Origin of the sequence: Amycolatopsis sp. DSM 110486 (assembly GCF_019468465.1) — a bacterium.
GTDB lineage: Bacteria > Actinomycetota > Actinomycetes > Mycobacteriales > Pseudonocardiaceae > Amycolatopsis.
Window position 1 is genome coordinate 5,064,916 of the sequence record NZ_CP080519.1, and the last position, 23,493, is coordinate 5,088,408.

General features: G+C 69.5%; 21 protein-coding genes and 2 tRNA genes. 13 read left to right on the plus strand and 10 right to left on the minus strand.

All coding sequences use genetic code 11. The features are described 5' to 3' along the window. Nucleotides 1–40: 40 nt before the first annotated feature. Nucleotides 41–1,078, minus strand: coding sequence for a ThiF family adenylyltransferase (locus K1T34_RS24725; RefSeq protein WP_220246566.1), 1,038 nt, complete (start codon nucleotides 1,076–1,078; stop codon nucleotides 41–43). A 221-nt stretch (nucleotides 1,079–1,299) separates the two neighbouring features. On the opposite strand from K1T34_RS24725, the gene K1T34_RS24730 reads away from it, so the two are divergent. Continuing rightward, nucleotides 1,300–1,812 carry a M48 family metallopeptidase gene (locus K1T34_RS24730; protein ID WP_255638792.1) on the plus strand — a complete coding sequence of 171 codons (513 nt, stop codon included), beginning with the start codon at nucleotides 1,300–1,302 and terminating at the stop codon, nucleotides 1,810–1,812. A 714-nt stretch (nucleotides 1,813–2,526) separates the two neighbouring features. On the opposite strand, the gene K1T34_RS24735 is transcribed toward K1T34_RS24730, so the two are convergent. Beyond that, complete coding sequence (locus tag K1T34_RS24735; RefSeq protein ID WP_220246567.1) at nucleotides 2,527–3,954, minus strand: zinc-dependent metalloprotease; 1,428 nt, start codon at nucleotides 3,952–3,954, stop codon at nucleotides 2,527–2,529. Nucleotides 3,955–4,145: 191 nt separating this feature from the next. On the opposite strand from K1T34_RS24735, the gene K1T34_RS24740 reads away from it, so the two are divergent. Continuing rightward, entirely contained in the window at nucleotides 4,146–5,165 is a 1,020-nt protein-coding gene (locus K1T34_RS24740) for a PDZ domain-containing protein (RefSeq protein WP_220247392.1), read from the plus strand. Between the two features lie 81 nt (nucleotides 5,166–5,246). On the opposite strand, the gene K1T34_RS24745 is transcribed toward K1T34_RS24740, so the two are convergent. Next, complete coding sequence (locus K1T34_RS24745; protein WP_220246568.1) at nucleotides 5,247–5,807, minus strand: PPA1309 family protein; 561 nt, start codon at nucleotides 5,805–5,807, stop codon at nucleotides 5,247–5,249. Between the two features lie 165 nt (nucleotides 5,808–5,972). Here K1T34_RS24745 and K1T34_RS24750 point away from each other — a divergent pair, with 165 nt between their 5' ends. The 3 genes from K1T34_RS24750 (at nucleotide 5,973) to K1T34_RS24760 (ending at nucleotide 11,287) form a co-directional block, all read left to right on the plus strand. Next, entirely contained in the window at nucleotides 5,973–8,960 is a 2,988-nt protein-coding gene (locus tag K1T34_RS24750) for a UPF0182 family protein (RefSeq protein WP_220247393.1), read from the plus strand. 67 nt (nucleotides 8,961–9,027) lie between these two features. After that, nucleotides 9,028–9,101 (plus strand) — tRNA-Met (locus K1T34_RS24755). A gap of 962 nt (nucleotides 9,102–10,063) precedes the next feature. Further along, nucleotides 10,064–11,287: a cytochrome P450 gene (locus tag K1T34_RS24760; protein ID WP_220246569.1), complete on the plus strand. Its 1,224-nt coding sequence runs from the start codon at nucleotides 10,064–10,066 to the stop codon at nucleotides 11,285–11,287. On the opposite strand, the gene K1T34_RS24765 is transcribed toward K1T34_RS24760, so the two are convergent. Next, nucleotides 11,280–12,686, minus strand: coding sequence for an FAD-dependent monooxygenase (locus tag K1T34_RS24765; RefSeq protein ID WP_220246570.1), 1,407 nt, complete (start codon nucleotides 12,684–12,686; stop codon nucleotides 11,280–11,282). The two genes, K1T34_RS24760 and K1T34_RS24765, sit on opposite strands and share 8 nt — an antisense overlap. 77 nt (nucleotides 12,687–12,763) lie before the next feature. On the opposite strand from K1T34_RS24765, the gene K1T34_RS24770 reads away from it, so the two are divergent. The 6 genes from K1T34_RS24770 (at nucleotide 12,764) to ftsX (ending at nucleotide 17,284) form a co-directional block, all read left to right on the plus strand. Next, nucleotides 12,764–13,381 carry a TetR/AcrR family transcriptional regulator C-terminal domain-containing protein gene (locus K1T34_RS24770; protein WP_220246571.1) on the plus strand — a complete coding sequence of 206 codons (618 nt, stop codon included), beginning with the start codon at nucleotides 12,764–12,766 and terminating at the stop codon, nucleotides 13,379–13,381. Nucleotides 13,382–13,434: 53 nt separating this feature from the next. Next, nucleotides 13,435–13,508: transfer RNA gene (locus K1T34_RS24775), tRNA-Met, on the plus strand. Between the two features lie 259 nt (nucleotides 13,509–13,767). Continuing rightward, the gene (locus K1T34_RS24780) at nucleotides 13,768–14,268 is read left to right on the plus strand and encodes a PadR family transcriptional regulator (protein WP_220246572.1); all 501 of its coding nucleotides are present in this window, start codon (nucleotides 13,768–13,770) and stop codon (nucleotides 14,266–14,268) included. A 63-nt stretch (nucleotides 14,269–14,331) separates the two neighbouring features. Then, a complete protein-coding gene (prfB, locus tag K1T34_RS24785; RefSeq protein ID WP_220246573.1) occupies nucleotides 14,332–15,435 on the plus strand; it encodes a peptide chain release factor 2 in 1,104 nt (367 codons plus the stop codon). A gap of 207 nt (nucleotides 15,436–15,642) precedes the next feature. Further along, on the plus strand, nucleotides 15,643–16,332 hold the full coding sequence (ftsE, locus tag K1T34_RS24790; protein ID WP_220246574.1) for a cell division ATP-binding protein FtsE: 690 nt from the start codon (nucleotides 15,643–15,645) through the stop codon (nucleotides 16,330–16,332). Nucleotides 16,333–16,390: 58 nt separating this feature from the next. Continuing rightward, the gene (gene ftsX / locus K1T34_RS24795) at nucleotides 16,391–17,284 is read left to right on the plus strand and encodes a permease-like cell division protein FtsX (protein WP_220246575.1); all 894 of its coding nucleotides are present in this window, start codon (nucleotides 16,391–16,393) and stop codon (nucleotides 17,282–17,284) included. 58 nt (nucleotides 17,285–17,342) lie between these two features. Here the strand turns inward: ftsX and K1T34_RS24800 are convergent, their stop codons facing one another. Then, nucleotides 17,343–17,726, minus strand: a complete 384-nt coding sequence (locus tag K1T34_RS24800; RefSeq protein ID WP_220246576.1) for a hypothetical protein — start codon at nucleotides 17,724–17,726, stop codon at nucleotides 17,343–17,345. A gap of 95 nt (nucleotides 17,727–17,821) precedes the next feature. Between K1T34_RS24800 and smpB the strand changes: the two genes are divergently transcribed. Together smpB and K1T34_RS24810 are read left to right on the plus strand one after the other, a co-directional pair. Further along, nucleotides 17,822–18,304, plus strand: coding sequence for an SsrA-binding protein SmpB (smpB, locus tag K1T34_RS24805; RefSeq protein WP_220246577.1), 483 nt, complete (start codon nucleotides 17,822–17,824; stop codon nucleotides 18,302–18,304). Next, complete coding sequence (locus tag K1T34_RS24810) at nucleotides 18,301–19,197, plus strand: amidohydrolase family protein (protein ID WP_220246578.1); 897 nt, start codon at nucleotides 18,301–18,303, stop codon at nucleotides 19,195–19,197. The genes smpB and K1T34_RS24810 overlap by 4 nt, the downstream gene beginning before the upstream one ends. Here K1T34_RS24810 and K1T34_RS24815 read toward each other — a convergent pair. The 5 genes from K1T34_RS24815 to K1T34_RS24835 form a co-directional block, all read right to left on the minus strand. Next, entirely contained in the window at nucleotides 19,187–20,524 is a 1,338-nt protein-coding gene (locus K1T34_RS24815; protein ID WP_220246579.1) for an acyltransferase, read from the minus strand. The genes K1T34_RS24810 and K1T34_RS24815 overlap by 11 nt on opposite strands. A gap of 94 nt (nucleotides 20,525–20,618) precedes the next feature. After that, nucleotides 20,619–20,870, minus strand: coding sequence for a hypothetical protein (locus K1T34_RS24820; RefSeq protein WP_220247394.1), 252 nt, complete (start codon nucleotides 20,868–20,870; stop codon nucleotides 20,619–20,621). Between the two features lie 79 nt (nucleotides 20,871–20,949). Then, nucleotides 20,950–21,591, minus strand: a complete 642-nt coding sequence (locus K1T34_RS24825; RefSeq protein ID WP_220246580.1) for a response regulator transcription factor — start codon at nucleotides 21,589–21,591, stop codon at nucleotides 20,950–20,952. Nucleotides 21,592–21,645: 54 nt separating this feature from the next. Continuing rightward, on the minus strand, nucleotides 21,646–22,779 hold the full coding sequence (locus K1T34_RS24830) for a sensor histidine kinase (RefSeq protein ID WP_220246581.1): 1,134 nt from the start codon (nucleotides 22,777–22,779) through the stop codon (nucleotides 21,646–21,648). Continuing rightward, nucleotides 22,776–23,462: a sensor domain-containing protein gene (locus tag K1T34_RS24835; RefSeq protein WP_220246582.1), complete on the minus strand. Its 687-nt coding sequence runs from the start codon at nucleotides 23,460–23,462 to the stop codon at nucleotides 22,776–22,778. Before K1T34_RS24835 ends, K1T34_RS24830 begins: the two co-directional genes overlap by 4 nt. Between the last annotated feature and the right edge of the window lie 31 nt (nucleotides 23,463–23,493).

A 23,493-nucleotide genomic window follows, 5' to 3' on the forward strand; every position in this document is an offset into this window, starting at 1 on the left:
TTGGTGACCTTGGTGGCCGCAGCCTGCCAGGGGGTGTGGGCTACGTCTCCGGTGGTGCTTCGGGCGCTCCGCAATCGCAGTCCGGGTGCGGTTCCCAGTATCGGTGGCGCAGGTGGCCTTCGAACGGATCGAGCTCCAGGGTGCTGTTCCACGTCGGCGGCGGCTCGGCGCTCGGCGACAGCACGCGCAGGGCCTGCGCCACGGCGAGCGACGCGCACGCCTGGACGGACCCGAGATCGGGCCGCTGGTCGACGTCCACGAGCTGGGTCGCGACGCGCGGCCACGAGTCGTCGAGGTCGGTCTTGCTCAGGTCGCAGCAGCGCAGGCAGGTGCTTCGCCCCGGCACGACGAGCGGGCCGACGAGGATCGTGCCGTCGCGGACGCGGGCCGGCAGGTGGGTGACGCCGTCGTCGACCAGCTCCGTCACCAGTTCCGGGGCGGGCACGACGGCGTCGGTGAGCATCACGACGTCAGGCGCGCGCTGCAGGTTGCGGGCGGTGCTGACCTCGGGCGCGACGCGAGCCAGCACGTTCTGGGTGGCTTTTCGGCGCGACAGGCCCAGCTCGGCGGCGGTGAAGCCCGAGCCGAGGTCGGCTTCGGTGACGACGCCGCCGGAGCGGACGTCGATGTGCCCGACCCCGGCGTTGGCCAGCAGCACGGCGACGGCCACGGCGATCCGGCCATCGCCCCGGACGGCCACCAGGCTCTGGCGTCTTCGTTCGGTGAGCGCGGTCTGGTGGTGGCGGGCGCGCAGAGACCAGAAGCCGGTCTCGACGCGCCTGGACGCGGGGCTCGGCGCCTCCGTGACGAGGCCCAGCGCGGTGAGCTGTTTGAGCAGAAGTTGAAGCTGGTCGCGGTGTTCGCTCTCGGCGAGCACCGCGTCGAGGGGGCGGCTGCCGTCGAGCCGGCGCATGAGCGCGACGACGCTCGGCGCCAGCCCGGTGGCCACCACGCCGTGGCGTGGGTCGAGGCCGATCTGGACTTCGTCGTTGCCGCGTTCGAGCACGTGGAGGCCCGGGAGCAGCGTCGGGTAGGCGGGGAGGAGGACGTTCGGCGGGGGAACGGTGGACAGCGTCATGATGATCAGCTTGACACCTCCGCGGCGGCCGACTGGCGCTGAAAGCCGAGTTATCCACAGGCAAGGCGAGTTGTGGACAACTCGGGGCTGTGACCTTTCGACGCTCCCAAGTTGTCGGTCGGTGGCCTTACCGTTGTCGGGTGGTCGAAGCACGGATGCCCGCACTGCGGGGCCGGGGCGGAACGAACCCCCCGTCGGACACTCCTGAACACAAGGTCGAGGTGCGGCGCAGCGCGCGCCGGCACCGGACGGTCACCGCGTACTGGAAAGACGACACCCTCGTGGTGCTCATCCCGGCACGGATGACCCGCGCGGAAGAGAGGCACTGGGTCGCGGAGATGGAGCGCAAGCTGCTGCGCACCGAACCGCGGAAAGTCGCGTCGCCGAAGTCCTCGGACGACGCGCTGCTGGCACGCTGCGCCGTGCTGGCGGCGAAGTACGTCGATCCACGGGCGATACCCGCGAGCGTGCGCTGGGTGCCGCCCATGCGCACCCGCTGGGCCTCCTGCACGCCCGTCGACGCGACCATCCGCGTCAGCGACCGCTTGCGGAGCGTGCCGCAGTGGGTCCTGGACTATGTGCTGGTCCACGAGCTCGCCCACCTGCGCGAACCGGGGCACGACGCGGCGTTCTGGTCGCTGGTCAACCGGTACCCGAAGACGGAACGCGCGATCGGATATTTGGAGGGGCTGTCGGCGGCGGCTGGGTGGGGGATTTCGGACGAGGAGGACTGAGCGGAGCTGGTCCCTTTGCCTGAGTTGGGGACAGTGGCTCGCGAGCGCGGACAGGCGGTGAGGCTTGCGGCCCAAGGCTTGGCAGCAAGCTGGGGCGATCGAGAGTTCGCGGCACGGCTGGGCCGGCTCGCAGGAGATTGGATCGGGTCGGCCGACTCCGGGCGATCTTGGTCGAGCAGGCCGATTGGATCTGAGCGCGACGGCAACGGACATCGCTGCCGAAGTGTGCAACGCAGGCTCGTTGGCGAGCGGCTAGGGCCACGGGGGACCGGCCGTCATGCGGAATGGCTCGGACTGAGCAGGTGCCACGACACCGGCGCGTGGGCGAGCGGCTGTTGTGGCGGCCGGGTGGCGGTCCGCAGTGCTTCGCAGGCAGCCGAGTCTCGTCGTGCAGTCGTGCAGTCGTGCAGTCGTGCAGTCGTGCAGTCGTGCAGTCGTGAGGTCGGGCTGGCGGCATGGCTGGGGCTGGTCTGCCCGCTGCGGGCGTTCTTGATCGAGCAGGCCGAATGGATTCGGGCCCACTCGGCAGCACAGGTCGCCACCTAGCGGGGACGCACGAGGCAGCCGCGCTCGGTGGCGGGCAAACGTTGGTCAGGCGCTGGGATTGGCGGCCGTCGCGCGATGAGGGGCTGCAACAAGGAGCTGTTGAGATCCCGGGAAGCAACCGGTCCTCCGTCGCGAAAGCGGCGGAGGACCGGGGCTGGATCGAAGGGATCAGGAGGTCGGGTTGTCGCCCTTGTCCTGGTCCGAGTCGGAGGCCGAGTCCGGCTTGGCATCCGAGCCCGAGCCCGAGTCCGAACCAGAGCCCGACGAAGACGCTGAAGCAGAGCCAGACTCCGCTGCCTCGCGCTTCTCCGTCTTCTCCAGCTCCGCGATCGGATCGAAGTCCTCGCCCAGGACCGGGGTCTCGCCGAGGCGGTCGGCGAAGTCCAGGGGCTCGTCGAGGTCCTCGGCGGTCGGCATGAGGTCCGGGTGGGACCAGAGGCCGTCGCGCTTGTCGATGCCGTGGCGGTCGCCCACGAGTTTCCACAGGGAGGAGGCGGCGCGCATGCGGCGGGGGCGCAGTTCGAGGCCCACGAGGGTCGCGAAGGTCTGCTCGGCGGGGCCGCCCGTGGCGCGGCGGCGGCGGAGCGTCTCGCGCAGCGCGTCGGCGCCCGGCAGGCGGTCGCCGATGGCCTCGGCGACCACGACGTCCACCCAGCCCTCGACCAGGGCGAGCAGGGTTTCGAGCCGCTTCAGAGCCGACTCCTGCTCGGGCGTGGTCTTCGGCTCCAACAGCCCGGACGACATGGCCTCTTCGATGCTCGCCGGGTTCGACGGGTCGATCTGGCCGGCCAGCGACTCCAGCGCGGACGTGTCGACGGTGATCCCGCGCGCGAACTCCTCCACCGTCGCCAGCAGCCGCTGCCGCAGCCACGGCACGTGGGCGAACAGGCGCTGGTGCGCGGCCTCGCGCGCGGCGAGGTACACGAGCACCTCGCTGCTGGGGACCTCGAGCCCCTCGGTGAACTTCTCGATGTTCGCGGGCAGCAGCGCCGACGTGCTGGCCGGGCCCAGCGGCAGGCCGACCTCCGTGGACGTCAGCACCTCCTGGGCCAGCTGCGCGAGCGCGTTGCCGAGCTGGGAGCCGAAGGCCATCCCGCCCATCTGCCCCATCATGGACAGCAGTGGCCCGGCGGCCTGTTTGGCCTCCTCGGGCAGCGCCTGGATCCACGCGCCGGACACCTGCTGCGCGACCGGGTCGCAGAGCCGCTGCCACGTGGGCAGCGTCTTCTCGACCCACGTGCGCGCGGACCACGCGACGGTGGTGTTCGCGCCGGCGGGCAGGATCGTCGCCGCGTCGAGCCACAGCTCCGCCAGGTGCGCGGCGTCGCGCACGGCCGTGGACGAGTCTCCAGTGCCCGACGCGAAGCCGATGTTGCCGTCGTCGCTGCCGCTCAGGTTCTGGAGTGCGATCTGTTTCGCCAGGTCGTAGTTCACCGGCCCGCTCGACGAGCCCGCCTGGCTGAGCATCTGGCCCAGCTGGCTCAGCATCTGCCCGAGCTGGTTGAACGCCTCCGCGCCTGACGGCTGCTCCGAGGGGTCGTTGTCGCCTCGTCTGTCGGGATCGGGCGGTCCGAAACCGAACGGGGGTTTGCTCATACGTCCACCGTACGCGGGTAGGGCCTCTCCCAGCGCGTCAACCATGGCCTTCACCGGGAAGCGAACACGGTCACCGTACGCTGTCGCTCGTGACCAAACCCGACGAGGAGACCGCGACCGCGAGCAGCCGGACCGAGCCGTCGAGGGAACCGGCGCGCGACGAGCGCCGCCTGACGCGCCGCGGCTGGACCCTGCTGGTCAGCGGCGCGCTGTTCCTGGTGTTCGTCGTAACCGGTTTCCTGGTCCAGGTGCCGTACGTGGCCATCAGTCCGGGCCCGACGTACGACACGCTCGGTCGCGACGCCGCGGGCAACGAAGTCGTCCAGGTCAAGGGCCACGAGACGTACCAGACCAACGGCGAGCTGCGCATGACCACCGTGTCGCTCAACGACGGGATCAACCTCTTCACCGCGCTCGGCCTCTGGGCCAGCGGCCGCTACGCGCTCGCGCCGCGCGAGGAGTACTACCGCCCCGGCGAGACCAACGAGCAGGTCAAGCAGGAGAACATCCAGCAGCTTCAGGACTCCCAGAGCAACGCCCAGGTCGCCGCCCTGCGCCACCTCGGCTACCCCGTGGAGGTCCTCGCCAAGGAGATCGTGTCCGGCAGCCCCGCCGACCACGTGCTCGCGCCCGGCGACAAGCTCGTCACCGTCAACGGCACGAAGGTCACCGAAGCCGCCGACGTCGCCAAGGCCCTCACCGACACCAAGCCCGGCCAGACCGTGCAGATCACCTTCCAGGCCGACGGCCAGCCCGAACGCACGGTGCCGATCACGCTCGCCAAGCGCGACGACCGCACGCGGGGCTTCATGGGCCTCACGGCCGTCGACCACGCGATCGCACCGTTCAACGTCAACATCTCGCTGCAGGACGTCGGCGGCCCCTCGGCCGGCCTGATGTTCACGCTGGCGATCATCGACCGCCTCACCCCGCCCGGGAAGTCGGACAACAACCTCGCCGGCGGCCGGCACATCGCGGGTACCGGCGAGATCTCCGAGACCGGCGAGGTCGGCCCGATCGGCGGCATCTCGTTCAAGGTCGTGGGCGCGCGCGAGGCCGGGGCGACTGACTTCCTCGTGCCGGCGCACAACTGCGCCGAGGCGAAGTCGGCCGTGCCGGACGGGCTCAACCTGATCAAGGTGTCCACACTGGACGACGCGCTCACCCAGCTCCAGAACCTCAAGGCCGGCCGGCCCACGGTGCACTGCTGAGGAAGTAGAAGTGCCAGTACCTGTCCTGAACCGGAGGCCCCCACGCGGAGGCCCCCGGCTCGACGGGGCTCACGGCAGGACTCAGGGCAGGAAGGTCGTCTTCAACGCGTCGAGCAGGTTCGGCGCGAGGTCGGGGCTCTCCACGATCTCGTCGACGGCGTCCACTTCGGCCGCAGAATCGTCGGGCCGCGTCCCGCGCAGCCGCATCACGCAAGCCACGTCGCCCTCGCGCAGCACCGCCGCCACGAGCCGCGCCTCCGTGCGCCGCGGGTGGTCGGCCGCCGCGCGGCGCAGGCGTTCGGCGTCGGCCTCCGCGAGGCCTTCGAGCTCCGCCTCGACGTCGGGCGGCAGGACGATGATCTCCTGCGCGAGCGCGCAGCCCACCACGATCTCGGGCCAGGCGATCCGGCCGAGCGACTCGGCGAGGTCACCTTCTGGCAACGCTTCTTGCGCCACGGGCGTCAGCGGGTTCGCACGGTCGAGCTGGCCGGCCAGCTCGGGCTGCTCGTCGAGCAGGGCCGCGGTGGGCACCAGCGCGAACAGCTGCGGTGGCTGGTCCCAGCCCCCGGACGCGACGAACTCTTCGACTTCCCGGGCCAGGCCGGCGACGGGGTTGGCGGCGGGCGGCTCACTCGGCTGCATGGCGACATCGTCGCAGGCCGGTCCCCGCGCCGTCTTGCGACGTCCGATTCGGGCGGTCCCGGGAACTCGGGAACCCATCCGTAGAGTTAGACCGTCAGGGGACGACGCCGTCCCCGCGAACGTGTTCACGAAGACAGGAGCGTTGCCGTGGCGACTCGGCCCCCGGTGAGCCTGAAGCTGTCCCGCCGCAGCAGGATTCTCCTCATCATCGCCGCGGTGATCGTGCTGGCGCTGCTGCTGGGTGTGAGACTGCTCGACACCTACGTCGACTGGCTGTGGTTCGGCGAGGTCCACGCGCGCTCGGTGTTCACCACTGAACTTCTCACCCGGATAGTCCTCTTCGTGGCCGTCGGGCTCCTCGTGGGCGGTTCACTCGCGATCAGCCTCATCATCGCCTACCGCACGCGTCCGGTGTTCGTGCCCGTCTCGGGCAGCGACGACCCGCTCTCGCGCTACCGCTCGATGATCGTGAGCCGCATCCGGCTGTTCGGCATCGGCATCCCGGTGATCACCGGACTCATCTCCGGCGCGTCCGCGATGGGCGACTGGCAGACGATCCAGCTGTTCCTCAACGGCACGTCGTTCGGCCAGAAAGACCCGCAGTTCGGGATCGACATCGGCTTCTACGCGTTCACCCTGCCGTTCGTGAACTGGCTGCTGGGCTGGCTGTTCGTCACGGTCGTCGTCTCCTTCTTCGGCGCGCTGATCGCCCACTACATCTTCGGCGGTATCCGCCTCGCCGGCCGCGGCGGCCAGCTGGCGGGCCCGACGCGCGCGCAGCTCGCCATCACCGTCGGCATCTTCGTGCTGCTGAAGGCGGTCGAGTACTTCTTCGACCGGTACAACTTGCTGCTGTCCGATCGCGACATGCCGCTGTTCAACGGCGCCACCTACACCGACCTCAACGCGGTGCTGCCGGCCAAGCTGATCCTGCTGTGCATCTCGGTGATCTGCGCGATCGCGTTCTTCGCGGGCGCGTTCCTGCGCAACCTGCAGCTGCCGGCGATCGCGCTCGTGCTGCTGATCCTTTCGGGCGTTCTGGTGGGTGTCGCGTGGCCCGCGATCCTCGACCAGTTCTCGGTGAAGCCGAACGCGAACGACAAGGAAGCGACGTCGATCCAGCGCAACATGGACGCGACGCGCTCGGCGTTCGGGCTGACGAACGTGAAGTACGAGGACTACAAGGGCAGCAACCAGGCGAGCCAGGACCAGGTGAAGGCCGACACGGGCACCGTGTCCAACATCCGGCTGCTCGACCCGAACGTGCTGTCCGACACCTACACCCAGCTCGCCGGCGGTCAGAACTACTACGGCTTCCCGGCGAAGCTCGACATCGACCGCTATACCGTCAACGGCTCCACGCAGGACTACATCGTGGCGGCCAAGGAGATCAAGACCGACGGGCTCACGGGCAACCAGACCAACTGGATCACCAAGCACCTCGTGTACACCCACGGCAACGGCTTCGTCGCCGCGCCGGCCAACACCATCAACCGCGCTGTCACGGACGTGTCCGACACGAGCAGCGCCGGCTACCCGCTCATCGGCACCAGTGACACGAAGAACCCCACCGGTGCAGGCTCGGTCGGTGGCAAGCCCGGCATCAAGGTCGACCAGCCACGCATCTACTACGGCGAGCTGGCCGACCAGAACGACTACGCGATCGTCGGCGGCACCCCCGGCAAGGCGCCGGGCGAGTCCGACTCCCCGGACCAGAAGAATTACTACTACAACGGCACGGGCGGCGTCCCGCTCGACAACTGGTTCAACCGGCTCGCCTTCGCGGCCGAGTACGGCGAGCGCAACATCCTCTTCTCCGACGCCATCGGCGACGGCTCGAAGATCATGTACAACCGCACCCCGCGTGAGCGCGTCAGCAAGGTCGCGCCGTGGCTGACGCTCGACGGCGACCCGTACCCGGCGGTCGTCAACGGCAAGATCGTGTGGATCGTCGACGGGTACACCACGCTGAACAACTACCCGTACGCGCAGCAGACGCAGCTCGGCGACGCCACCAACGACTCGCTCAACGGCGTCACGCGCCAGGCCAACAACTCGATCAACTACATCCGCAACTCGGTGAAGGCGACCGTCGACGCGTTCGACGGCACGGTCACCCTGTACTCGATCGACGACAAGGAACCCGTGCTCAACGCGTGGGAGAAGGTGTTCCCGGGCCTCGTGAAGCCGAGCTCGGAGATCCCGCCGGACCTGCGTGCGCACTTCCGTTACCCCGAGGACCTGTTCAAGGTCCAGCGTGAGCTGCTCGCCCGGTACCACGTGGACAACCCGCAGCAGTTCTACGCGCAGCAGTCGTTCTGGAGCGTCCCGCAGGACCCGACGGAAGACGGCAGCGCGACCACAGCGGCGGCGAACGTCGCCAACCAACCCGGCTATTACGTCCTCGCCGACGCAGCGGGTGAAGGCACACCGACGTTCCAGCTGACCAGCGGGCTCACCGGTCTGCAACGGCAATACCTCGCGTCGTGGATGTCGGTGTCGTCCGATCCCGGGGACTACGGCACCATCCGCGTGCTCCGACTACCCACGATCACCGGTGCGAACCAAGTGGACGGGCCGGTGCAGGTGCAGAACAGGTTCCAGAGCGACCAACAGGTCGCTTCGGACCGGACACTGCTCAACAACCCCAACGTGATCCCCATCTACGGCAACATGATCACGTTGCCGGTCGCCGACGGGTTCCTCTACGTCGAACCGGTGTACATCAGACAGCGCAACCAGCTGAGTTACCCGCAACTGGCCCGCATCCTGGTGTCGTTCGGCTCGAAGGTCGGCTACGCGCCGACCCTCAACGAGGCACTGGACCAGGTGTTCGGCAAGGGCACCGGTGTGGCGGCGACCACACCGGTCGAAGGGACACCACCGTCCTCGTCGACACCGCCGACCTCAACGTCGCCGACCACGCCGACCACCCCGCCGGCCAACTCGGGCGGCTCGAACCCGGCCCTCGACAAGGCGGTGACCGACATCCAGTCGGCGCTGGCCAAGCTCAAGGCCGCGCAACAGTCGGGCAACTTCGCTGATCAAGGCACCGCCCTCGCGGCCCTCGACGACGCGGCGAAGCGGTACGAGGCGGCCAAACCCGCCACTCCGCCGTCCGGCAGCGGCGCACCTCAGCAACCCGGCGGGTGACCTCGCGAACGGTAGTGGCACCCGCTTTGCACCTGGCTGAAACCCAGGCGTAAAGTAGGTATCACGACGCGGGGTGGAGCAGCTCGGTAGCTCGCTGGGCTCATAACCCAGAGGTCGCAGGTTCAAATCCTGTCCCCGCTACAGAGGTAGGAGGCCCGTGCTTGCGGAGATCGCAAGCCGGGCCTCTTTCGCGTTTTCCCCGGGGGTCGAACCCCCGGACTCCCGCCAGGGAGGGCTTCGCCCCCTGGACCCCCCGGTGAGGTCGCCTTGGGTGGTGGGGTGGCGGTTGGTGGTGGGTCAACTTTCGGGCTTGCCAGTGGCTGTGCCCCCTGGACCCCCCGGTGAGGTCGCCTTGGGTGGTGGGGTGGCGGTTGGTGGTGGGTCAACTTTCGGGCTTGCCAGTGGCTGTGCCGCTTGGATCCCCCTCGTGAGTTGCGTTGGGTGGTGGGGTGGCGGTTGGTGGTGGGTCAACTTTCGGGCTCGCCAGTGGCTGAGCTGCCTTGGAACCCCTGGTGAGTTGGCTGGGGTGGCGGTTGGTGAGCGGTGAAGGTTCGGGGCTGGTTGGTGGCTGAGCTGTGTTGGGACGCTCGGTGGGTTGGCCTGGGGCGAGGGAACGGCCTGACTCGCGTTGGTGGGTGTGGTGTCTCGGGTGGCGGTGTGGTCGGTGGTCGTTGTGCTGTGCCGCTGGGAACTCCCGGTGAGGTTGCCTGGATTGTGATGTGCGGTTGGTGAGAGGGGCTGTGCCCTTTTGGCTTCCGCGGTGAGTCGCCTGGGGTGGTGAGGTGGCGGTTGGTGAGTGGGCGGCGGACCTTGGGTGCCCTGGTGAGGTGGCCGTTGGTGAGTTGTTGCTGGGGTTGGAGCGCAACCGAGAGAGGGCCTTTTTCTCCCCGTGCGCCCCGACTGTTTGGCCCCACGGCACGGCTCCTTCGCAGTCGCCGGCCGTTGGAGTGACGCACACCATCCAGGCTGACCTGCCAGTTCGGCCGACGCCGTGGGCCTTCGGCGGGAGCCTCGATTTCGCTTATGCCGCTCAGATTGCTACTTCGGACGGCGCTCGCTTGCGAGAGTGGGGGCGTTGGAGTGGGGCGGAATAGGGTGCGGGGATGGGTGAAGGTGTGGGGTCCGTGGGGTTGGCGTTGACGTTGGGGGAGTTGGTCGGGGCGGCTAGGGGGGCGGATCCGTATGGGGCGTATGGGGAATGGCGGGGGCGGGCGCCTGTGGTGCGCGTCGGGGAAGGGGTTGCGGTGGTGCTCGGGTTCGGGGAGGCCGAGCGGGTGGTGACGGGGGCGGAGTTCGGGCATCCGGAGCCGGAGGTGGTCGGGAGTGGGGATCCGGATTTGCCGGTGGATGAGGCCGGGCGGGTGGTGAGGGCGTTCGCGTTCCTGAATCCGCCGGATCACACGCGGTTGCGGAAGTTGGTGGGGAAGGCGTTCACGGCGCGGACGGTGGAGGGGCTGGTGCCGCGCGTGGGGGAGTTGGTGGGGGAGTTCGTCGGTCGGGTGGTGGAGGCCGGCGAGAGCGACTTGATGGCGGAGCTGGCGGTGCCCTTGCCGGTGACGGTGATCGCGGAGCTGCTGGGGGTGCCGGTCGAGGATCGGGAGCGGTTCGGGGCGTGGTCGGGGGTGATGGCGCGGGCGGCGGAGCCCGGGTTCTTGCTGGGGCCCGGAGTTGCGGAGGCGGCGGCGCGGGCGCGGCGGGAGTTCGTGGCGTACTTCAGGGAGTTGGCGGCTGAGCGGCGAAGGGCGCCGGCGGACGACCTGTTGTCGGCGCTCGTGGCGGTGTCGGATGAGGGGGGACGGCTCAGTGAGGGGGAGTTGCTGGTCACGTTGACGTTGTTGCTCGTGGCCGGGCACGAGACGACGACGAACCTGATCGGCAACGGGGTGTTGGCGTTGCTGCGGAATCCGGAGCAGTACGCGGCTTTGGCGCGCGATGCGGCGTTGGTCGAGGGGGCCGTCGAGGAGATTCTGCGGTACGACTCGCCGATCCAGCTGACGATGAGAACGGTCCTGACCGACACGACCTTGGGCGGCGTCGAGCTGGCGGCGGGGACGACGGTGCTCGTGTTGGTGGGCGCGGCGAACCGGGATCCGCGAGTGCGCGATGAGCCGGACCGGTTCGATATCACCCGCGCGCCGGGACGGCATTTGGCTTTCGGGCGCGGGATTCACTTCTGCCTGGGCGCTCCGCTGGCGAGGCTGCAGGGGCGCACGGTGTTGCGGGAGCTCGCGCGCCGGGCGCCGGAGCTGCGGCTGGCCGGCGAGCCGGAGTGGGCTGAGACGGTGACGTTGCGCGGCCTGCGAAGGCTGCCCGTCGCGATCAGGTGACGGGCAGCCAGGCGAAGTAGCCGTCCGGACGGACCAAGGCGGCGGACGCAAACGGCAGCGCCGGGAGGTCCGTTGTGGACAGTGGGCCCGGAACCGCAGGCAGCCCGGACAGGTCGGCGCCCGGGGTGGTGAGCAGGACGTGGTGGCCCGTGTGGAACAGGGTGCTGGCCCAGGCGCCCCCGGGGAGACGGAAGTCGGGGAGGCGGGTGCCGGTGAGCGGGTGGGCGTGCGCAGGTGCGGGGTAGCGCACGGCGAGGCCGGAGACCAGGCCGGACAGGTGGTGGGACACCTCGGGCAGGTCGGCGAGTGTGGTGAAGAGCGCGCGCAGGGCGCGGCTGGAGCGGCTTTGCGGGATGAGGCCGTTCTGGGCCGCCACGTTGTCGAGCACGGCGGCCCCGACGGCGCGGCGTTCGGGCTCGTAGGTGTCGAGCACGTCGTCGAAGCCGTTGAGGGCCGCGGCGAGCTTCCAGCCCAGGTTGGCGGCGTCCTGAACGCCCAGGTTGAGGCCTTGGCCGCCGGCGGGGAAGTGGATGTGGGCGGCGTCGCCGGCGAGGAGGACGCGGCCGACGCGATACTGCGCGGCCAGGCGGGACGCGTCGGAGAAGCGGGACATCCAGCGGATTTCCTTGATCACGGCCGGGCCGTAGGTCGCCGCGAAGGCCGTGTGGACCTCGGCCTCGGTCACCGGTGAGCCGAACGTCGCGGGTCGCCGGGCGCGGTCGCCGAAGGTCAGGCGGTACAGCAGCGGCTCGGCGAGGGGGATGAGGCAGCAGAAGCCCGTGACGCCGGTGGACTGGACCACTCCGCGCATCGACGTCCACGTGCCGGCCGCGCGGTCGGGGACGTGGTCGACGACAACGTCGGCGACCACGCCGTAGCCGTTGCCGTCCTCGCCTTCGAAGGGCACGTCCAGCAGTTTGCGCACGGTGCTGCGGCCGCCGTCGCAGCCGACCAGGTAGCGGCAGCTCAAGACGAGCTCCGGCGTGACCACGCGAACGCCCGAAGCGTCCTGCGAAAGCCCTACCAGCTCGTGCCCGCGCAGCACCTTGCCGCCGAGCTCCGCGAACCGCTCTTCCAGTAGCTCCTCGACCTGCGCCTGCGGGATGCCCAGCTGGTACGGGCGCCGCGTCTCCCACCCCGCGTAGCTGATCGGGACGGCCGCGAAGTGTCCCTCCTGGACGGTGGCGAACGCGCGTTCTTTCGCTCTCGGCAGCAGTCCGCGCAGGTCCAGCACCTCCGCCGTGCGAGGCTGCAGGTTCAGCGCCTTCGACAGGCCGGTGCGCTCAGGCAGCCGCTCGACCACCACGGCGTCGACGCCGGCCAAGCGCAGCTCGGCCGCCAGCATCAGGCCCGTCGGGCCGGCCCCGACGACGACGACATCGGCGTGCAGCTCGTTCATGACCACTCCTTAACGTTGTTAAATTGACCCGTCGCCAGAGTGCCCTTAACATCGTTAAATTGTCAAGGAGGTAACCCGTGGCACTGACCAGGCGGGACATCGCGCGCTCGGGACTGCGCCTGCTCAACGAGGTGGGCCTCAACGGGCTGACGCTGCGCCTGATCGCCGGCGACCTCGGCGTGAAGGCGCCCGCGCTGTACTGGCACGTCAAGAACAAGCAGGAGCTGCTCGACGAGATGGCCACGCAGATGCTCGCCGACGCCGCGGCCGAGCGCGTGCCACCGGACGGGCTCGACGAGTGGCAGCGCCTGGAGTACCAGGCCAGGGGTCTGCGCGACGCCCTGCTGACCTACCGCGACGGCGCGAAGGTCTTCTCCGGCACGTTCCTCACCGACACGAGCCTGATCGGGCCGCTTCTGCTGCAGGAGCGGATCGACGCCGGGCTCGACCCCGTGCGCGCCGCCCGGGCGCACTTCGCCGTTTACAGCTTCGTGATCGGCTTCACCATCGAAGAGCAGGCCGTGTACCCGGTGCGCGGACAGCGGGACGAGCGCTACGGCCCCGACGACGCGGGCGCCGCTGTGCTGGGCGACCCCGAAGCCGGATTTTCCGACGGGCTGGCCATCGTGCTCGCCGGCGCCCGTCAGTGGCTCGACGGGCCATCGTCGCAGGTGGAGACGTCGCAAAGCCCTTAAGTGGGGGTGCCTGAAAACCCCTGGAGCCCCCATGTAATCTATTAACACAACGACGCGGGGTGGAGCAGCTCGGTAGCTCGCTGGGCTCATAACCCAGAGGTCGCAGGTTCAAATCCTGTCCCCGCTACTGTCGAAAAGCCCGGTTTGCACATGGTGCAAGCCGGGCTTTTTCGTGTGCTGACCTGCCGGTTCGCTCGGGTGGTGGTTGCGCTCGGACCCCTTGGTCGTTTTGCGCCGGAACTCGCGCCCTCGCGGTTGCGGAGCGTGTCCGGGTCCACAGTGGACCTGCTTCCGGATTGGGCCGAACGAGGGGATAACACTAGCCACAATGGACAGATCCCGAGGCCACTGTGGACATACCGCCGAAGAAGTGGGAACGTAGAGGTGTGTCCGAATTGAATGCAACAGCCGCCGCTCTGCTCGGTCTCCTCCACGACGGTCCCGCCACGGGCGGGCAGCTGGTCGCGGGAGCCGACGAGCGCTTCGGCGCCTTCTTCAGTGTCACCCGCAGCCAGGTCTACCGCGAGCTCCCGGCGTTGTCCAAGGAGGGCCTCGTCCGGCTGGGCAAGCAGGGTCCGCGCTCGAGCCAGCAGTACGTGCTGACCGCGGCCGGCAAGAAGGCCTTCAAGACGTGGCTCACGTCCGAGGCCGGTCCCGACCACCTGCGCAGCCCGCTCATCCTGCGGCTCGTGCACGCCGGTTCGCTCACAGCGAAGCAGCGCACCGCTCTGCTCGAGACCGCCCGCGGCACCTACCAGGTGCAGCTCGACGAGGCCAGGACGGCCACCAAGTCGGCCGACGGCCCCTACGCCAAGGCCGTCGCCGAGTTCGCGCAGGCGCAGGCCAAGGCCGCTCTGAAGCTGCTCGACGCCATCCCGTCGGCCTGACCCACGCCACAGCCCACGACCGGTTCGCAACCGGTCGTGGGTTTTGCCGTAACCTTGGTAAACGTGAGTGATGAGTTCGATGCGGCCCTCAAGGACCTGACCGGCAAGCTGACGCAGATCGAGTCGGTGATGGACCTCGATGCGCTGCGTGCGCAGGTCGCGGAGCTCGAGAGCCAGGCCTCCAGCCCCACCCTCTGGGACAACCCGGAGGAGGCGCAGAAGGTCACCAGCCAGCTCTCGCACCGCCAGAGCGAGCTGCGCCGCGTCTCCGACCTGCGTTCGCGCCTCGACGACCTGGGCGTGCTCTACGAGCTGGCCGAGGCCGAGGGCGACGCCGGCAGCATGCACGAGGCGGAAGGCGAGCTCACCGACCTCGGCAAGGACGTCGACGCGCTCGAGGTCCGCACACTGCTGTCCGGTGAGTACGACGACCGCAACGCCGTCGTCACCATCCGCGCGGAGGCCGGCGGCGTCGACGCGGCCGACTGGGCCGAGATGCTGCTGCGCATGTACCTGCGCTGGGCCGAGCGCCACGGCTACCCCACCGACGTCTACGACATCTCCTACGCCGAAGAGGCGGGCATCAAGTCGGCGACGTTCAAGGTGAGCGCCCCCTACGTCTACGGCACCCTCTCGGTCGAGCAGGGCACGCACCGCCTGGTGCGGATCTCGCCGTTCGACAACCAGAGCCGCCGCCAGACATCCTTCGCCCACGTCGAGGTGCTGCCGGAGGTCGAGGAGGTCGACCACGTCGACATCGCGGAAAAGGACATCCGCGTCGACGTGTACCGCTCGTCGGGCCCCGGTGGACAGAGCGTGAACACCACCGACTCCGCGGTGCGCATCACGCACCTGCCGACCGGCATCGTCGTCTCCTGCCAGAACGAGAAGTCGCAGCTGCAGAACAAGGCCGCGGCGCTGAAGGTCCTGCAGGCCCGCCTGATGCTGCGCAAGAAGGAAGAGGAGCGGGCCGAAATGGACGCCCTCAAGGACGGCGGCTCCAGCTGGGGCAACCAGATGCGCTCTTACGTGCTGCACCCGTACCAGATGGTCAAGGACCTGCGCACCGACTTCGAGGTCGGCAACCCGAGCGCTGTGCTCGACGGCGAGATCGACGGCTTCCTCGAGGCGGGCATCCGCTGGCGTAAGCAGGCCGCGGTCGCGTAACCACCGGCTGCGTGAGTCCACTGTCGCCTGATCGAAAACAGGCGGCAGGGATCCACTGTCGACACCCGGAACCGATTCCGGGGCAAGGGACTTCAGCTACCGTCCGGCGCGGCAAACGCCACGCTTGGCGACGGCGGGGGTCCCTTGCTCGTTTCGGGGGCACGGGCAACCCGGGCTTAACGAGGCCCATGGGTAGTATGCCGAACCGTGATCCGGCTCGAAGAGGTTTCCAAGGTCTACAAGACCTCGACCCGTCCTGCCCTCGAACGGGTGTCGGTCGAGATCGACAAGGGTGAGTTCGTCTTCCTCATCGGCCCTTCGGGTTCCGGGAAGTCGACGTTCCTGCGCCTGTTGCTGCGCGAAGAGGTCCCGAGCAAGGGCCGCGTGATGGTGTCCAACTTCGACGTCGCCAAGCTCGCGCGGCGCAGGGTCCCCCGCCTGCGCCAGACGATCGGCTGCGTCTTCCAGGACTTCCGCCTGCTGGCCAACAAGACCGTGGCCGAGAACGTCGCGTTCGCGCTCGAGGTGATCGGCAAGCCGCGCCTGACCATCAAGAAGGTCGTGCCGGAGGTGCTGGAGCTCGTGGGCTTGGAGGGCAAGGCCGACCGCCTGCCCAACGAGCTATCCGGTGGCGAGCAGCAGCGCGTGGCGATCGCGCGCGCGTTCGTGAACCGGCCGCTGGTGCTGCTGGCCGACGAGCCGACCGGGAACCTGGACCCCGACACGAGCCAGGACATCATGCTGCTGCTGGAGCGCATCAACCGCACGGGCACGACCGTGCTGATGGCCACCCACGACCACTCCATCGTGGACTCGATGCGCCGCCGGGTCGTCGAGCTGCAGCTCGGCCGCGTGATCCGCGACGACGCCCGCGGGGTGTACGGCATCGGTCGCTGAGCGACCCGCCGCCCGCCTTCCCCGACAGCCCCGACCCAACAAGGGACAGACACCTGCGATGCGTGCCAGTTTCGTCTTCAGCGAGGTCCTCACCGGTTTGCGCCGGAACGTCACGATGACCATCGCGATGATCCTCACCACGGCGGTCTCCCTCGCCATGCTCGGCGGTGGCCTCCTGGCCGTGCGGACGATCGACAAGATGAAGGCGAACTTCCTCGCCGAGGTCGAGGTCCAGGTCAGTCTGGTCGAGGACATCAGCGCCAACGACAAGAACTGCTCGCAGCCGCTGTGCAGCGGGCTGCGCGAGTCGCTGCAGAACAACCCCGGCGTCGAGTCCGTGGTGTACGAGAACCGCGACCAGGCCTACGACCGGTTCAAGAAGATCTTCGCGAGCCAGCCCGAGCTGCTGGAGCTCACCGGACCGGAGGCGCTGCCGGCGTCGCTGCAGGTGAAGCTGAAGGACCCGGACCGCAGCGCCGCGATCATCGCGGAGTACTCGGGCAAGCCCGGCGTGCGCAAGGTCGACGACCAGAAGAAGTTCCTCGACCGCGTGTTCAACGTGTTCAACGGCATCCGCAACATCGCGTTCGGGATCGCGCTCATCATGGCCATCGCGGCGCTGCTGCTGATCGCGAACACCATCCAGGTGTCGGCGTTCACCCGGCGCACGGAGGTCGGCATCATGCGGCTGGTCGGCGCGACCCGGTGGTACACACAGCTACCGTTCCTCCTGGAGGCGGTGGTCGCCGGCGTGGTCGGTGCCGTGCTCGGCATCCTGTTCCTGCTGGCTGCCAAGCTCACGTTCCTCGACTCCGTGCTCACGGGTGAGGTCTTCCCGCAGATCACCACGCTGGAGCTGCTGTTCCCCGTGGCGCCGATGCTGCTGGCCGTGTCGGTCGTGATCTCGGCGATCACCGGGTACGTCACGCTCCGCCTGTACGTCCGCCACTAGTTTCGCCTCGACGCCGCGTGGGCAGGATTTCGGTCCAGCCCACGCGGCGTTGTCGTTTTCAGGCCACGGCGTCCAATTCGTCCACCTGGGACGGTGCCGGCAGCGCGTGCAGGTGACCGTCGGGGCGGACGACGGCGACCACCGGCTTCGGGCCCAGCGCGTCGGCCAGCGGGCCTTCCCCGTACCGCGGCTCGACGACGAACGCGTGGCGCACCTGGTCGCCGACGCGCCGCGCCAGAGCCCGCCACGCCGGGGAGACGCGGGTGCCCGGCCACAGCAGCACGGTGAAGCCGTCCGCGGAGACCGGCGTCCACGTCCGGCCGCCCACGCGGGTCTCCTGGCCCGGCTCGCCCGCCACCGGCAGCACGGGCAGCCGTTCGCCCGGCCGCACGCGCTTGTCGGGCAGGGCGCCGCGCAGGACGTTGCGAGCGGGGTAGCGCACGCCGGATCGGTGGCTCAGCGCGGTGTCCTGACCAGGGGAGCAGCGCGGGGAAACCCTGTCGGCTCCCGCGGGGAAAACCACGTAGAGTTGACATCATGCCCAAGGAACGTGGACAGAAGGTCATCGCGTCGAACCGCAAGGCTCGGCACGACTACTCCATCCTGGACACCTACGAAGCGGGACTGGTGCTCCAGGGCACGGAGGTGAAGAGCCTTCGGGAGGGCAAGGCCTCGCTCGCCGACGCGTTCGCGACCGTCGACGACGGTGAGGTGTGGCTGCGCAACGTGCACATCCCGGAGTACACGCAGGGCACCTGGACCAACCACACGCCGCGGCGCACGCGCAAGCTGCTGCTGCACCGCGGCGAGATCGAGAAGCTGATCGGCAAGACGAAGGAGAGCGGCCTCTCGCTGGTGCCGCTGTCGATGTACTTCAAGGACGGCAAGGTCAAGGTCGAGATCGCGCTGGCCAAGGGCAAGAAGGCCTACGACAAGCGCCAGACGCTGGCCAAACGCGACGCCGAGCGCGACATCAGCAAGGCCATGGGCCGCGCGCTGAAGGGCCGGTTCACGGAGTGACGCTCGGTCCCACCTCGGACGCCGATGTCGCTCGGTGGACCGCTGCCCTCGGCCTCGACGGACTCGTCGACATCCACGTGCACTTCCTGCCGAAGTCCGTGATGGACAAGGTCTGGGCCTACTTCGACCACGCGCAGGCGCACTACGGCACCGAATGGCCGGTGCACTACCGAACGGCGGAGCAAGAGCGCGTGCAGACGCTGCGCGAGCTGGGCGTGACGCAGTTCGCGCCCCTGGTCTACCCGCACAAGCCGGGGATGGCGGAGTGGCTCACGTCGTGGGTGCTGGAGTTCGCCGAGCAGGTGCCCGAAGCGGTGCCCACGGGCACGTTCTACCCCGAGCCGGCCGCCGCGTCCTCAGTGGACGCCTCCCTGCGGGCCGGCGCGCGATGCTTCAAGGCCCACGTGCAGGTCGGCAAATACGACCCGCGAGACGACCTGCTGAAGCCGGTGTGGGGTTCGCTGGCCGACGCGGGCGTGCCCGTCGTCGTCCACTGTGGACATGGGCCGCTGCGCGGCGACTTCACGGGCCTGAACGTGTTCGCCGAGGTCCTCGAACGGCACCCGAACCTCACGGCCGTGCTGGCCCACGCGGCGATGCCCGAGTTCACCAGCGCGTTCGAGCTGATGGCGCGCTTCCCGCGCGTGCACATCGACACCACGATGGTCGGCGTGCCGTTCGCGCAGAAGATGTCGCCGCTGCCGCCCGACTGGACCGACCGGCTCGTCGAGTTCGCCGACCGCGTGGTGCTGGGCACGGACTTCCCGAACATCCCGTACTCCTACGCCACGCAGCTGCAGGCGATCGCCGGCTGGGCGGCCGACGATCGCCTGGGTGAGCCGTTCCTGCGGGCCGTGCTGCACGACACTCCCGCGAAGCTGCTCAGCGTTTGATCTTCGCCGCCTCCGTGATCGCGACGGCCCGGCCGAGCAGCGGCGTCAGCGACACCTGACGGCCGGCCAGCGCGAACCCGGCGGCGAGCAGCACGACCCAGGGGATCGGGCCGTGGGCGAAGCCTTCGCTCAGCGGCTGGAACCCGTGCGCGGCGAGCCCGAGCAGGCCACCGGACGCGAGCAGCCCGGCCAGCACCAGCTGTGGCGTCCGAGCGGTGATCACCACGTCGTCGCGCTGCGTTTCGAAGCGGGAGAACAACCGCAGCAGCACGAGCAGCACAGCTGCGCACAACGCGAACCAGGCCGGCGCCATCACGAGCCACAGCGCCGAACCGGGGGCCGGTGTCGCGTACCCGAGGCCGAGCACCGTCACGCCGGAGACGACGATCAGGGCCGGCATGTGCCAGAGGTACACGCTCATGAACCGTGCGCCGATCCAGCTCAGCGCGGTGCCGACACCAGGCCGGGCGGCCAGCGCGACCAGTTGCGGGCGGAACGCCAGCAGCAGACCGAGCTGACCCACGGCCAGGAACAGCAGCAACACGGTGGGCGGGCTCATGTTCGACACCGGCGCGCCCGGCATGCCGATCATGCTGGCCGGGTACGGACCGAACGCGACCAGCAGCGCCGTGACCCCGAAACCGGCGGCTGACAACGCGAGCGCACCACGGCGGGTCAGCTCACCGAGCCGGCCTTCCACGTAAGCGAAACCGAGCTGGTGCACGGCCACCCACACGAACACCGCGTTGACGTACCCGATCAGGCCGAGGTCAGCGAACCGCGCGACGTCGACGAGCGCACCCGCCACGGCCATCGCCAGCGGCACCCACAGGCCCCAGCGGCGGTGCGCCGCGACCATCAGCGGCGTGAGCAGCACCGTGAGCAGGTAGACGGACAGGAACCACAGCAGCTGCGCGGCGATCGAGCTCGCCACCTGCAGCGGCTGCGCCGGAATTCCCATGCCCTGCAGCAGATCCGGCACCACGAGCCACACGGCCAGCAGCGGAAGCACCGGCACCAGCAGCCTTCGGACGCGCGCGGCGAGCCACGCGCGGGAGGATTCCGCGCGGCGCAAGGAGATCAGGTTCGCCGCGCCGCCGGCGAAGAAGACCAACGGCATCACTTGCGACAGCCAGGTAATAGCCCACCAGCCGGGCGTCGCGAGCGCGTTGCCCGTCACCAGCGTGCCGTCGGAGTAGGAAAGCACCGGCATCACCCAGTGCTGCGTGATCACGGCCAGGATCGCGCCTGCCCGCACCACGTCGAGGAACTTGTCGCGGCCGCCGGGAGCGACCGGTGTGCTGACCCGCAGCAGGCTCGTCGTCATGCCTCTAAGGCTGGTCGCTGCGGGCCTTTCGAACAGCGGGGTGAGCCGCCGAGTTCGACCTCCGGCCAGCCCGTGGTCGATACGGGGGTTGTCCCTACCTCAGGCCGTCGGGCTCCGGTTCGGAGTGCGAGGGTTCCGAGTGCTCGGGTTCAGAGTGCCTTGTGGCGCTCACGCGGTACTCCCAGCCGTGGTCGGTCATGCCGAGCTCGTACAGCGTCTCGATCTTCGGGCCGCCGTGGAGGTGGATGTGGCGCACGATCGTGCCGGGGACCGGTTCCTCGTCGGTGAGCTCCTGGACACGGCCGTCGAGCGGACCGCCGAAGAAGCGGACGCTGCGGTCGGTCACCGGGAACTCCTCACCAGACATTGGTCCATGGTAAGCGAGGCCCTCACGCGCGTGCTGCCGCCAATACGGGTGACGGCCGTCAGCGGCCCAGGTACGTCAGGACCGCTCGCACCCGCCGGTGTTCTTCCGAGCTGGCTTCGAGACCGAGCTTGGAGAAGATGTTGCCGATGTGCTTTTCGACGGCACCGTGCGACACCACCAGCCGGTTGGCGATCGCCGTGTTCGACAACCCTTGCGCCATCAGGCCCAGCACTTCCGATTCGCGCGCGGTGAGCGCGTCGAGCGGGTTGCGGCGCCCGCGGGCCATCAGCTGCGCGATCACGTCCGGATCGATCGCGGTGCCGCCTCCTGCGACGCGGCGCACGGCGTCGAGGAAGTCGGCGACGTCGGCGACGCGTTCCTTGAGCAGGTAACCGACCCCGCCGGCGCCGCCGGAGAGCAGTTCCACCGCGTAGCTCTCCTCGACGTACTGCGAAAGCACCAGCACGGGCAAGCCGGGCACGGCGCTGCGCGCGGCGAGGGCCGCGCGCAGGCCTTCGTCGGTGAACGTCGGCGGCATACGCACGTCGACGATCGCCAGGTCGGGCCGGTGTTCGGTGACCGCGCCGAGCAGGTCGTCACCGTTGTCGACGGCGGCGACGGTCTCGATGCCCTCGTCGGCGAGCAGGCGCGTGACCCCCGCCCGCAGCAGCACGGCGTCTTCGGCGATCACTACTCGCATCAGGCCCCCAGGCTCGTGAGAGAAAAGCTCCGGGGCTATTCACTCACGAGCGGGTCACCATTGGCACGGCAGGTCCGCCCGGATCACGGTCGGTCCGCCGACGGGGCTGACCACGGTGATCACGCCGTCGATGGTCGCGGCGCGGTCGGCCAGGCCCGCGAGCCCGCCGCCGGGACGCACCTCGGCGCCGCCGTGCCCGTTGTCGGTGATCTCGACGATCACGTGCGTCTCGCTGCGCCACACCTTCACGACCGCCTCGGTGGCGCCGGAGTGCTTGGCGATGTTGGTGAGCGTCTCGCCGACGATGAAGTACGCGGTGGTCTCCACCGCGGCCGGCGGGCGGGGCTCGACGTCCACGCTCACGTCGACCGGGATCGGCGACTTCGCGGCCTGGGCCGAAAGCGCGGCGTCGAGGCCGCGGTCGCCGAGCACGGCGGGATAGATGCCGCGGGCGAGGTCGCGTAGCTCGGAGACGGCGAGCTTGGCGTCGGCGTGGGCCTCGTCGATGAGGTCGCGCACGGCGGCGGGGTCGTTGTCGAACTTCGACTTCGCGCGCCCGAGGCTCATGGCGACGGCGACGAGCCGCTGCTGCGCGCCGTCGTGCAGGTCGCGCTCGATGCGTCGCCGCTCGGCCTCGGCCGCGTCGACGCCACGGGCTCGGGAGGCCTGCAGGTGCTCGGCCTTTTCCTCGAGCTTCTTCGTGCGATTCGGGCCCAGGAGGGACAGGGCGAGGTTGCCGTGGAGCCAGCCCAGCCACGGCGTCACCCAGATCGCCATCGGCAGCAGCACGATCGACGCGATCGCCACCGGCAGCTCCACGCAGGCCAGGGGGAACGCGATCATCAGGTACGTGAGGTCACGCCACGTCGTCGGGTCGGTGAGGCGGGTGAGCCAGCGGCGCGTCATCGACTGGCCCTCGAGCGGCAACCGCTCGACCTTGGTGAGTGGCGTCCGCAGCATCGTGTGCGCCCACCGGCGCTCCGCGTCGCCCGACCAGCGGACGAACGCCGTGGTCGCGAGCAGGATCGGGAACCCGACCCAGACCACGACCGTGCCGACGCCCACCGTCGCGCCCACCACGATGAGCACGAACTGGACCAGGCGGAACACGAAGCTCGTGATCATGTAGACGATCGTGCGCGCGGGGTTCGGCCGGGGATGCTCCGGCAGCTGCTGCTCCGTGGTCATCCGGTCACCGTGCTCGTCTCGTCGAGTTCCTGCCACGAGCGCTCCATGCGCCGGCGCTGGGACACGGTCGGCCGCAGCAGAGCCACGGCGAGCCCGCCGTGCAGTGCCGCCAGGCCCCTGGTCAGCGCCACGGACAGGGCGGCGAACAGCACCCCCAGCGCCGCCCAGGGCAGCGCGCTCACCGTCGAGTCGACGGTGAGCCACCGCACATCGTATCCCGGGAAGTACCAGGCGCCCTCGGGCAGGAAGCGGTAGTAGATCGGCAGCGCGACCAGGCCCAGGCTCGTCGCCCAGAACGTCACGACCAGCACGAACTCGACGAGACCGACAGGGAAGAGCAGGAAGAAGTACGACAGGTCCCGCCACGTGGCGCCGTCCTTCAGCCGCGTGGTCCAGCGAGCGCGCTGCCCGGTCGGCGGCAGCGGCAGGTACGGGCTGTCCACGTACGTGTCGAGCAGCGAAAACACCCGCGCCCGCTCCATCCGGCCGGCCCCGCGGGCCAGGAGGACGAGCAGCCCCAGCAACGGCACCCCCAGCCACACGACGAGCGTCCCGGCGCCGGCCGAGAGCAGCACCGTGATGAGGGTGAACGAGACGATGCCCAAGGGCAGGTTGAGCAGCAGAAACGCCAGCGCCCGACCCAACGGCGGGTGGCGCCTCCTCGCGGCGGACACGGTGACCATGGCGGGGCTCCTTCTCCAAGCGAACGACCTG